11 protein-coding genes are annotated in these 11,670 nt (G+C 49.1%); all 11 read left to right on the forward strand.

All coding sequences use genetic code 11. The features are described from left to right. The first annotated feature begins 4 nt into the window (after window positions 1–4). The 11 genes from H6A23_RS06465 to H6A23_RS06515 all read left to right on the forward strand — a co-directional run bounded on the left by H6A23_RS06465 (window position 5) and on the right by H6A23_RS06515 (window position 11,625). The gene (locus tag H6A23_RS06465) at window positions 5–1,135 is read left to right on the forward strand and encodes a glycosyltransferase family 1 protein (RefSeq protein WP_204831382.1); all 1,131 of its coding nucleotides are present in this window, start codon (window positions 5–7) and stop codon (window positions 1,133–1,135) included. Window positions 1,136–1,150: 15 nt separating this feature from the next. Continuing rightward, window positions 1,151–2,230 carry a glycosyltransferase family 4 protein gene (locus H6A23_RS11705; protein ID WP_204831383.1) on the forward strand — a complete coding sequence of 360 codons (1,080 nt, stop codon included), beginning with the start codon at window positions 1,151–1,153 and terminating at the stop codon, window positions 2,228–2,230. Continuing rightward, window positions 2,212–3,189, forward strand: a complete 978-nt coding sequence (locus H6A23_RS06475) for a glycosyltransferase (protein ID WP_204831384.1) — start codon at window positions 2,212–2,214, stop codon at window positions 3,187–3,189. The genes H6A23_RS11705 and H6A23_RS06475 overlap by 19 nt, the downstream gene beginning before the upstream one ends. A gap of 10 nt (window positions 3,190–3,199) precedes the next feature. Continuing rightward, complete coding sequence (locus tag H6A23_RS06480; RefSeq protein ID WP_204831385.1) at window positions 3,200–4,174, forward strand: hypothetical protein; 975 nt, start codon at window positions 3,200–3,202, stop codon at window positions 4,172–4,174. Continuing rightward, window positions 4,174–5,634: a lipopolysaccharide biosynthesis protein gene (locus H6A23_RS06485; protein WP_204831386.1), complete on the forward strand. Its 1,461-nt coding sequence runs from the start codon at window positions 4,174–4,176 to the stop codon at window positions 5,632–5,634. Before H6A23_RS06480 ends, H6A23_RS06485 begins: the two co-directional genes overlap by 1 nt. Window positions 5,635–5,652: 18 nt before the next feature. After that, window positions 5,653–6,918 carry an O-antigen ligase family protein gene (locus H6A23_RS06490; protein WP_204831387.1) on the forward strand — a complete coding sequence of 422 codons (1,266 nt, stop codon included), beginning with the start codon at window positions 5,653–5,655 and terminating at the stop codon, window positions 6,916–6,918. Between the two features lie 76 nt (window positions 6,919–6,994). Beyond that, entirely contained in the window at window positions 6,995–7,582 is a 588-nt protein-coding gene (locus H6A23_RS06495; protein WP_204831388.1) for a hypothetical protein, read from the forward strand. Between the two features lie 5 nt (window positions 7,583–7,587). After that, entirely contained in the window at window positions 7,588–8,127 is a 540-nt protein-coding gene (locus tag H6A23_RS06500) for a glycosyltransferase family 4 protein (protein ID WP_204831389.1), read from the forward strand. 23 nt (window positions 8,128–8,150) lie between these two features. After that, window positions 8,151–9,050: a glucose-1-phosphate thymidylyltransferase RfbA gene (gene rfbA, locus H6A23_RS06505; protein ID WP_204831390.1), complete on the forward strand. Its 900-nt coding sequence runs from the start codon at window positions 8,151–8,153 to the stop codon at window positions 9,048–9,050. 24 nt (window positions 9,051–9,074) lie between these two features. Continuing rightward, the gene (rfbB, locus tag H6A23_RS06510; RefSeq protein ID WP_204831391.1) at window positions 9,075–10,097 is read left to right on the forward strand and encodes a dTDP-glucose 4,6-dehydratase; all 1,023 of its coding nucleotides are present in this window, start codon (window positions 9,075–9,077) and stop codon (window positions 10,095–10,097) included. A gap of 70 nt (window positions 10,098–10,167) precedes the next feature. Next, on the forward strand, window positions 10,168–11,625 hold the full coding sequence (locus tag H6A23_RS06515; RefSeq protein WP_204831392.1) for a sugar nucleotide-binding protein: 1,458 nt from the start codon (window positions 10,168–10,170) through the stop codon (window positions 11,623–11,625). The last annotated feature ends 45 nt before the right edge of the window (window positions 11,626–11,670 follow it).

Raw genomic sequence — 11,670 nt, forward strand, 5'->3', positions numbered from 1 at the left:
TGTTATGACCAAAGTTATTCGTGTCCTGCATTCTGTTGCCGCAATGAATATGGGCGGCATTGAGAATTTCGTAATGAATCTGTATCGAAGTGTGGATAGAGAAAAGGTCCAATTTGATTTTGTCTATGCAGTCGATGATGACTGCCTCTTCGATGATGAAATTCGTTCTCTTGGTGGTCGAATATTTAAAATCAAATCTCCAAATAAACATCCATTTGCAGCAGCTAATTTCTACAACAGGATTTTTAGAGATAATCCTGAGATAAGGGTTCTTCATGAGCATTCATCTGGCTTGACGGGAAGTTTGGCTACGTTTAAGTCTGCAAAAGCTGCTGGAATCACCAAAAGAGCAATACACTCACATAACACTTGTACTCCGCTGGCAGGTGGGCTAAAAGGCGCTGTAATGCGCCACAATCTGGATAAGAATGCTACGGGTATCGAGAATCTCGCTACTGATTTTTTTGCCTGCTCCGACAAGGCATCCGAGTGGATGTTTCCCAACGCAACCCTTCATGGAATTGACGTCCATATCATTAAGAATGGCATTGACGTTAATCGGTTTAAATTTAATGAAGAAGAGCGCACTAGAATCCGCGAAAAATTAGGCATTGCATCCGACACTTTTGTCATTGGCAACGTTGCAAGGCTTACGAATGTGAAAAACCAGACGTTCTTAGTTAGGATTTTAAAATCACTGATTGAGAAAATTGACGCAGCATTGCTACTGGTTGGAGAAGGCCCGTTGCGTAATTCAATAGAAGTCGAAGCTGATAGGCTTGGTATTTCCGATCGAGTTTATCTTGTTGGAAACCAAACTGATTCAGCACCTTTTTACTCTGCAATGGACTTGCTTTGTATGCCTTCTCTCTATGAAGGCCTGCCCGTTTCTTGTGTTGAGGCTCAGTGTAATGGGCTTCCACTTTTGTTATCCGACACCATATCTCGTGATGCTTCATTTACAGAAAGCGTTGTTTTTCAAAACCTTGACAACAGCTCAGATGATTGGAGCAATCAAGCGATCTTACTGAAAACCCCACTTTCCGATAGGACAAGCGGTTCTGCTTTAACTGCACGTGCTGGGTTTGACATCAATGAAACTGCCGAGTTTCTTCAGGAATACTATCTTTCATAGCGAATTGGAATAACCGTGATTGTCTTTTTTTCATCGATGCCAAAAGCAGAGGGCACTGTCCAGTTCATGCTTTCCTTTGCGAACGCCTTGTTGGCTAACGGCGAGGACGTTAGGGTATTTGCAGAACATGGCGTATGTGATGATGCGCCGGGATACGTCAGGTTTGATCATGTGAAAACATCCGAGATCGTTGTCGGTATTTCAAAAAGAATCAAAGACTGCTGCCGCCAAATTCTTAATTTAAATCCCAAGATGGTCATTTTCACAGATGATGCCTTGGGTGGAGTCGTTTTGCGGCGGATGCTTGCAGGAAAAATTAAATGTGTTCTTGTACAACATGATCCCGAACCCCATCCAACTAATAGTTCAAAAACAATCAAAGATAGGGTTTGGGATTTATTAACTGCGCGATGGGTCAATAATCAAAATAAATATGTTGATAACTACCTGCTTCTATCAAACACTTCGAAAATCCGCTTCACTAATCTGTATCCCGATCTTGTCGATAAGTGCTCGGTGATGTCACTTTGTCCACATCCTCCCAAATGCTCTAAAGCAGTTATCCCTTCTGAGCTGGTCGACATTACAAAGGTTCAACACTCTTTCTTTTTATTCTTTGGCAGAATTGATAAATATAAGGGAATAGAAAGGCTCCTTGAGGCTTACTCAAGCTATTCGGGTACAACTCCTCTTGTAATAGCGGGCAGCGGCGAATTTACACCTCATGAGTCTGCGTTAATCGATTCACTCAATAACGTCTACTTGATTCACCGCTACGTAAGCGACGAGGATCTTGTTTGGTTGTTTTCAAATTGCCGCGCAGTAATGCTTCCATATATCGAGGCATCGCAAAGTGGCGTTCTGGCAATGGCATATCATTTTGGAAAACCTGTTGCTGTTTCGAATCTCCCTGGTCTCACCGAATTTGTAATAGAAGGCAAGACAGGGCTTATATGCAACGACATTTCGGATTTTGCTAACGCAATGGGGCTATTTGACTCGAATGCCGATTCGATGCAGCCTGAGATCGTCGCCTATGCCAAAGAGCAGCTCGATTGGAATAGGCAGGTGAAGCAATGGCTAATGAGTCTTTAGGTTGTAATTACTCGTCTTTTGCCTACGTAATCCTGCAATATGGACATTTTGACTTAACCGTGTCATGCATTGACTCAATTAGGGAATGTACTTCATCGAATGCAAAGATTGTTGTCGTCGACAACTGTTCTCCAGATGATTCCTTAGAATTGTTGGAAAAGAAGTTCGGTGGCGATTCAAACATTAAAGTTGTTGCTACTCAGAATAATCTAGGTTTTTCGAGCGGCAACAACCTAGGGTTTTCGGTTGCAAAAAAAGAGTGGAATCCAAGCTTTATCGTCGTGCTCAATAGCGACATTGAACTTACTCAGACGACGTTTGAATCAAAGATTGAGGCAGCCTATAAGGATTGCCGTTTTGGAGTTCTGGGCCCTGACATCTATGTTCCCAGTAGAAAGCGTCATCAAAACCCATTTGCAATTTGTAATGACGCTCTTCACCCAAATGACCCTTCGATTCAGGGCGTTGAAGAAGCTAGAAATATATTGCGTAATGAACTTAATGGTGTCACAAATCAAGAATTGGCTGATCGGACAATAAAGGAAATAATTAAGTCCAGTTTTATTGGTAATTTCTTAGTGGAGCTTAAGCATCAAATCCAAGATTATAAACATGAAGTTAGTTTTAAACGCGAGTATAAATCTAGGTTAAGTGATGTCGCGCTTCAGGGTGCATGTTTCGTTTTTTCCAGGCAATTTATGCAGCGTTTTGAACTTCCTTTTACACCTGAAACCTTTTTATATTGCGAAGAGATGCTGCTGCGAATCAATTGCAAAGAAGCTAATTTACTAATGGTTTTTGATCCAAGTATCAAAGTACTCCATTTTGAGGGATCATCTACCGATTCTATCGACTCTGTTTCCAAGAAAAAGTTCATTAATCGAGAGATTCTAAAATCGCTTGATGTTGTTGAGAAACGACTCGAGGCAGTTCCAAATAATACTGACAAAGATCGTTAAAGGATAATCAATGAATGTTAATGCGCTTGAAACTATAAGGAGCGTTTTTTACAAGCCGATAGTTCATTTTGGACGAACGAGAAATGATGATTACAGCGATCGTTACGTTCAATTAAAGGATTCCGCTGCAAATGACTTCATTGCCGCGCGAATCCAAAGTGCATTTGAGTCCGATACTGGACTTCTTATTTCAAAATGGGGGACCACTGAGCTGGGAACCGTCTGTACGTACCTGAATCATGAGCTAGGTATACCATTTATCGATATCGTACATGGAAAGGTTAATTACGATAGAAGAGCTGCTTCAAAATTTCTCGTAAATAACTCTGGGTTCTTTCCAGAAGATATATCACTGACTAGGACTTTTTCTGAACAAGCGCTAAGCGATTTTCAGCAGATTGATATTCTGGGTTCATACATAAGCAGTGAAAAATATGTCGCACGTTTTAATCCAAGTGCGATACGCGTGAATCTCGACGGTTATTACGCTCCATTTCTTTGGAATAACCCATGGACGTTACAGCTAATGGGGAAAAAAGTTCTCGTTGTGAGTCCATTTGTTGATTCTATTGCGAAGCAATATACAAAGCGTGAGCTCTTGTTCGATGATCCGAATGTTCTTCCTGAATTTAAGGAATTACATTTATTAAAGGCAGTTCAATCATTGGGCGGATGTTGCGACGGCTTCAACACTTGGTTTGATGCTCTTGCTGCAATGGAAAATGAAATCGACAACTATGAATTTGATATTGCCCTTATCGGCTGCGGTGCATATGGTATGTCGCTTGGCGCACATGTTAAAAGCAAGGGCAAAATTGCTATTCATTTGGCTGGATGGCTTCAAATGCTTTTTGGAATTTATGGAAATAGGTGGGTCCGCGATCAGCCTCAATATGCAAAATACATCAATGAGCATTGGATTAGGCCAAGTAAAGCTGAAACCCCTGCCGCTGCAAGCCAAGTGGAGTCGGGGTGCTACTGGTAATGAAGTTTCTTAAACGGCAGACTACGGAACTTTCAGTTAAATCATCAGCATTAATTCAGCTCGCATCAAAGATGTGCAATGTTGTTGCTCAGCTTTCCGTCACTATGGTGCTTGCCCGGTTGCTTACACCTGAAGAATATGGCATCGTCGCTGTTCTTTCGGTATTTACCGGTTTTTTCTCACTTTTGTCCGATATGGGGCTTTCTTCGGCAATCATTCAATTCGATGACCTAACTCAAGATGATTACGGCCATTTATTTACCATTTCGTTCTTATTTGGCCTTGCCCTTTCATTCGCGTTCTTCCTGCTATCTCTTTGTATTTCAGTAGCTTATTCAAATAGGCTATATGTGCCTCTCGGTGCCATATTGATGATTTCGGTTTTCTTTAATTCATTGAATATGGTTCCAAATGGCTTGCTGTTAAGAAAAAAGCGTTATGACCTGATTGGTTTTAGGTTAGTGTCGAGCACAATTATCGTCGGTCTACTTACCATCGCGCTCGCCTGTTTAGGTTTAGGTTGCTTTGCGATTGTCTTACAGTCGGTGCTCGGTTCGTTTTTCGTTTTTATTTGGAATTGGATTTCTTCTCCTGTTAGGTTTGTGAAGGGGTCTCCGTTTCCCACGCTTAAAAGAGTCGGTAAGTACTCTGTATTCCAATTTGGTACACAGGCGATTGGTTACTTTGCCGGTAACTTGGATTCGCTTCTGGTGGGAAAGTTTTTTGGGCCTTCGGATTTGGGGCAGTACAACAAGGCTTATTCACTTTCCGGTTATCCCAATGCCTATCTTGTGGGAACGCTCACCGATATCATGCATCCCTATTTGGCTTCCTTGCAGCATGATCAAAATGCTCAATATGTGCGATTCATTAAAATGGCAAAATGCATCTCTTTAATTGGGGCATGGTGTGCTGCAGTATTTTGCGCTTGTGGTAATGAGCTAATTCTTATCATGTACGGAGATCAATGGGTTGCTGCAGGCCCCTTGCTCCAAATCATGTCTCTTTCGATATATGTTCGCGCTCTTAACGGTGCGCACGCCCCATTGCTAATGGGAACAGGTAGATCAGACTATCTGATGAGAAGTACCACAATCAACACGCTAATGACGGTGTTCATGATTTGCCTTGGCGTTGCATTAGGAAGTATTACGTGTGTGGCGATAACCATTACCTTCGCATATAACCTTGAGTTGATTGCTCCGGTGTATTACTGCATTAAAAAGACCCTTAATAGGTCAATTCGGGAATACGCCATGAACTTTATACCGGAAATCATCTCAATGGTTGTTAGCTTGGCTATCGGACTGGCGTTGCCCGAGATAACTGGGAATTTGGTCGGTTCTTTTCTGCTGCGCGCCGTATGCGTTTCGGGCATCTATCTTGCAATAAATATTGCGCTCGGTCAGAAAAAGTATCTATCTGACTTATTTGGACAGCTTAAGCATAAGTTTAATTAACGAAACAATGGGTTTATGATGCTCAAAAATCGAACGATTTTGCCGTGCAAACTGATATTAATAGTATTAATTTCATATTATTGTGGGTTAACAGATGCTATTTTGCCATTTGTAGATGAACGAGTATTTACATTTAGCGGCTTAATAGCAGTCGTGCTTATTGATTTAAGTCTTTTTGCAAAAGGTCTTTCAATCGTAAGAATCAGGCCATTTGATTGCCTATACGGATTTCTATTCGTTGGCATCATTGGTTTTTGCGGCATGCATACTTATATATCTGGGTATGCTAATTCGACGCAAGTTCTTTCATATGCGATCAGTTGCGTTTTACCGCTTCTGTCATTACCGCTCTTATACCAGGTCAAAGAAGACGATGACGCACTATACCTGTGGGTGGACCTTTTCATTGGACTTGTCGTTGCAAGCATAATTATACGAATGCTCAACTGCCTGTTATTTGAAATAACTCATACAGCTTTTTTGCCTAAGGTATTGGGTGTGATTCGTGGAGGCCATGTTACAGCTAGTGTTTATGCCCTAGATGTAATTTTATTTTTTATCGAGTTATACCGGGGTTTTAATTATTATCGCGCCACGAAAAAGCTGAACAAAGATGCATACCTTTGCCTGCTGGTCATTGTGTTTTTCTCCGTTTTTGCACGTGGCAGAATGCAAATCCTGTGCGTATTGTCTTCCCTTATGATATTCCTACTTTTTCAAAAACTCAAAAGCGGCGATAAAGCCCTGTTCATTTTGGTTCTTGCCTGTCTTGGGGTAGTATTTTTTCTAACGCCCTATGCTAAAAATCTAATGGACACTGCCTCATCTGCTTCTTCCGATGTTTTAGCAGTTAACTATGATGGAAGCATTTTGTTTCAGGGCCCAACGGATAATACTGCCTCTGTTAGGCTTTTCACTATTAAACATGGCTGGGAAATGATGAAACAAGATCCGACTGGTACTGGTCTTGTTTACTATGGAACACCTAGATTTAAAGCTTTCTTCCCTATTGGCTCAAATGATGACCTTGGATATATAGGGACTATTTTTACATTCGGATATATTTCAGTTTTATTTATTGCGCCGCTCATACTGTGGGGGTTTAAGCAATCATTTACGGTTCGCAGGCAGCCATTGTTTCAGCTAAGGCTATCGATAGTTGCCTATCTGCTCGTAAGTGGAATTTCTTTAAGTTTATTCGACCTTTCACGTATTGCCGCGCTTCCATTTTTCATTTGTCTGTTATCAGCTGAATCGAAAAATATATTCAGGGATATTTATTAATAAGCGAGCTATTAGTCTCAACTTAAAAGCTATTGACTTGCTTTCATTACGATATTTTTCTAGGTAGGGAGTATTTATGAAAAATAACCTAGAGCTTCTTTATTGTGCGGAATGGGCTAAAGACAGGGAACGTTCGTGGTCTGGGACGACCTACGGACTGAGACAGGCTTTATGTGCGCATTTTCAGCTTCGCGACTTCGATTTGCCAAACTGTTCTGAATCGCTAATTTTTCGGTTAAACAATAGGGTGCGCAATTATCTTGGTATTCGAGATTTTGAGCTTTCAAAAATGCGCATGCAGCAATCGGAATGTAATAAGCATTCATCTGATTTTAAAAAGACGGCAATCTTCCAATTTTCTGAGGTGCCCGCGGTTGAAAATGGGGAATCCCATTATATTTATCAAGATCTTCCCGTTGAGTGGCTTTGGAATTGCCGGAACGATAATCCAGAACTTTTTAAATACACTGGTTCTTATTATCAAAACATTTCAACTAAAGCCTTTAAAGCGCGTCTTAAGCTACAACGCCAGTTCTATAACGAATGCCGTGGCGTTTTTACAATGGGCAAATGGCTTGCCAAATACCTTGTGTGCGAGTGCGGTTTGCCCATTGAAAAAGTACACCATGTGGGGGGGGTATCAATAGTTCTCCACGTTGCATAGATCCGTTGAGTAGACATCAAAATACATTCCTATTTGCAGGAAGGGATTTTGAGCGAAAGGGCGGAGATCTTGTACTCGAAGCCTTCGCTAAACTTATTGAAGCTGGAAATGATTATCGATTAATAATTGCCGGTCCAGAAGATAATCCTGCACCAGGTGCTCGCGGAGTCCAATTTGTTGGCGATGTAGACAACGAATGTCTAGGCAACTTAATGGCAACGTCAGATGTCTTCGTCATGCCATCTCGGTTTGAAGCATATGGTCTTGTCTTTCCAGAGGCCAAAGCTGCCGGTTTGCCTTGCATTGGTACAGACAAATTTGAAATGCCTTACTTTATTGAAGATGGAATGACTGGCAGAACCGTCAGCAGTGAGAGCGTTGAGGAACTTTCTCTTGCGATGCAAGACTGTCTGCGAAGCGAGCTAATTCGGGAACAATCAATGAAACGCTCTTCCGAAGTGCAGAAGGAATACTGCTGGGATTCGGTAGCCAAAAGAATCGAGCTTGTAATTAATGAAGATATGCATTCAGAAACAGCAATCTGAACAAATTTTTTTAGGAGTATAAGATGAAGGGCATCATCCTAGCAGGTGGGTCCGGCACGCGCCTTTACCCGCTCACGCTCGTGACCTCCAAGCAGCTGCTGCCGGTCTACGACAAGCCCATGATCTACTACCCGCTTAGCACCCTCATGCTGGCGGGCATCCGGGACATCCTCATTATTTCGACGCCGACGGACCTCCCCAACTTCGAGCGCCTGCTCGGGGACGGCTCGCGCTACGGCGTCAACCTCTCCTACGCCGAGCAGCCGAGCCCGGACGGCCTGGCGCAGGCGTTCACCATCGGCGAGGACTTCATCGCCGGCGAGCCGTGCGCGCTGGTGCTCGGCGACAACATCTTCTACGGCAACGGCCTGTCGCGCCACCTGACGCGCGCCGTGCAGAACGCCGAGTCGGGCAGGGCCACGGTCTTCGGCTACCACGTGGACGACCCCGAGCGCTTCGGCGTCGTGGAGTTCGATGCGCAGGGGAGGGCCGTCTCCATCGAGGAGAAGCCCGCGGAGCCCAAGAGCTCCTATGCCGTCACCGGCCTGTACTTCTACCCGGGCGACGTCGCCGCCAAGGCGCACGAAGTGAGGCCCTCGGCCCGCGGCGAGCTGGAGATCACCGACCTCAACCGGATGTACCTGGGGGAGGGGACGCTGTCCGTGGTGACCCTGGGCCGCGGCTACGCGTGGCTGGACACCGGCACCATGGAGAGCCTGCACGAGGCGGCGGAGTTCGTCCGCGCCGTGGAGCACTCCCAGGACCTGCCCGTGTCCGTGCCCGAGGAGATCGCCTGGGAGAACGGCTGGATCACGACCGCCGGGCTCGAGGAGGCCGCGAAGGCCTACGGCAAGTCGGTCTACGGGCGGCACCTGAGGAAGGTCGCCGCCGGCGAGATCGTCAACAGCCCGCGCGAGTACTAATCCGACCCAATGGGAGATAGAAACATGTCTGAAGAGCTCTTCGAGCCCCGCAACATCATCGTCACGGGCGGCTGCGGCTTCATCGGCAGCAACTTCGTGCACCACGTGGTGGACAACCACCCCGGGGTGCACGTGACCGTCCTGGACAAGCTGACCTACGCCGGCAACCCCGAGAACATCGCCGGGCTGCCTGCGGGCCGCGTGGAGCTCGTCGTGGGCGACATCTGCGACGCCGCGCTCCTCGACAGGCTGGTCCCCGGCCACGATGCGATCGTGCACTACGCCGCCGAGAGCCACAACGACAACTCCATCGCCGACCCGGAGCCGTTCCTGCGCACCAACGTCGAGGGCACCTTCCGCCTGCTGGAGGCCGTGAGGAAATACGGTGTCCGCTACCACCACGTCTCCACCGACGAGGTCTACGGCGACCTGGCGCTCGACGACCCGGCCAAGTTCACCGAGGAGACGCCCTACCACCCGAGCTCGCCGTACAGCTCGACGAAGGCGTCCTCCGACATGCTCGTGCGCGCCTGGACCCGCACCTACGGGCTTCGCACCACGATCTCCAACTGCTCCAACAACTACGGCCCCTACCAGCACGTGGAGAAGTTCATCCCCAGGCAGATTACCAACATCATTGACGGCGTTCGCCCCAAGCTCTACGGAAAGGGCGAGAATGTCCGCGACTGGATTCACACCGAGGACCACTCCTCGGCCGTCTGGGACATCCTGACCAAGGGCCGCATGGGGGAGACCTACCTCATCGGAGCTAATGGCGAGAAGAACAACATCACGGTCCTGCGCATGATCCTCGAGGCGATGGGCCGCGACCCCGAGGACTTCGACTGGGTCGCCGACCGCCCCGGCCACGACCGCCGCTACGCCATCGACAGCACCAAGCTCCAGCGCGAGCTCGGCTGGAGGCCGGCGCACACCGACTTCGCCGAGGGCCTCAAGCAGACGATCGACTGGTACGTGGCCAACGAGTCCTGGTGGCGCCCTGCCAAGGAGGCCACTGAGGCACGCTACCGCGCACAGGGCCAGTAGGCCGAACCCCGGCGTACCGCACTTCGGGCGCCCCCGGTTACCCAACCTCTTCGATAGGAGCTTTTCCCACATGTCAGACATCGCATTCGAGAAGGACCTGAAGGTCACCGAGACCGGCATCGGGGGCCTCAGGGTCGTCGACCTGGCCGTCCACGGCGACTCGCGCGGCTGGTTCAAGGAGAACTGGCAGCGCGCCAAGATGACCGGGCTTGGCATCCCCGACCTCAAGGTCGTCCAGAACAACGTCTCCTACAACGACAGCCGCGGCGTCACCCGCGGCATCCACGCGGAGCCCTGGGACAAGTTCATCTCCGTTGCCCGCGGCAGCGTATTCGGCGCCTGGGTGGACCTGCGCGAGGGCAGCGCCACCTACGGGAAGGTATTCACCTGCACGCTCGACCCGAGCAGGGCCATCTACGTCCCGCGCGGCGTGGGCAACTCCTTCCAGGCGCTCGAGGACGGCACCGCCTACACCTACCTGGTGGACGCCCACTGGTCGCTCGAACTGAAGAGGACCTACACCTTCGTGAACCTCGCCGACCCGGAGCTTAACATCCAGTGGCCGATCCCTCTCGACCGGGCAACCGTCTCCGAGGCCGACCTCAACCACCCGATGCTGAAGGACGTAGTCCCCATGGCGCCCAAGAGGACCCTCGTCACCGGCTGCAACGGCCAGCTGGGCCATGCGGTCCGCGCGCTGGCCGAGGAGCGCGGGGTCGCCAAGGACTTCGACTTCTGCGACATCGACACCTTCGACATGTCCGACCCGGACGCCTACTCAAAATACGACTGGTCGCTCTACGGCACCGTGATCAACTGCGGGGCCTACACCGCGGTGGACAGGGCCGAGACCCCCGAGGGCCGCGTGACCGCCTGGAAGGCCAACGCCACCGGCCCGGCGCTGCTCGCCCGCACCTGCGCCGAGCACGGGATCACGCTCGTCCACGTGTCCTCCGACTACGTCTTCGACGGCACCGCCGAGGTCCACGCCGAGGAGGAGCCCTTCAGCCCGCTTTCCGTCTACGGCCAGACCAAGGCCGCCGGCGACATCGCCGTGGCGGGGTGCCCGCGCCACTACATCATGCGCAGCTCCTGGGTCATCGGCGAGGGCCACAACTTCGTCAAGACCATGAAGGGGCTCTCCGACCGCGTCGCCGACCCGGACGACAAGTTGGAGCAGGTCACCGTCGTGGATGACCAGCTGGGCCGCCTGACCTTCACGCGCGACATGGCCGAGGCCATCTTCCACGTGCTGGGGACGCACGCCCCCTACGGCACCTATAACTGCACCGGCTCGGGTGCGGTCAGGTCCTGGGCGGACATCGCCCGCGCCGTCTTCGATGCCGCCAACGGTAACGGCGACAGGGTCGTGCCGGTGGGCACCGCCGACTACTATGCCAGTGCCGCCGGTCCCATCGCCCCGCGCCCGGTGCACTCCGCGCTGGACCTGTCCAAGCTCGAGTCAGTCGGCTTTCACATGCCGGACTGGGAGGAAGAGCTGGGGGAGTACCTGAGCGTTACCTGCTAATCCCGTCCATCTATATCCTGCTACGTTCTTTGAAACTAGATAAGG

It is taken from the genome of Olsenella uli (assembly GCF_016900775.1).
In the GTDB taxonomy this organism is placed as follows: Bacteria; Actinomycetota; Coriobacteriia; order Coriobacteriales; family Atopobiaceae; genus Thermophilibacter; species Thermophilibacter uli_A.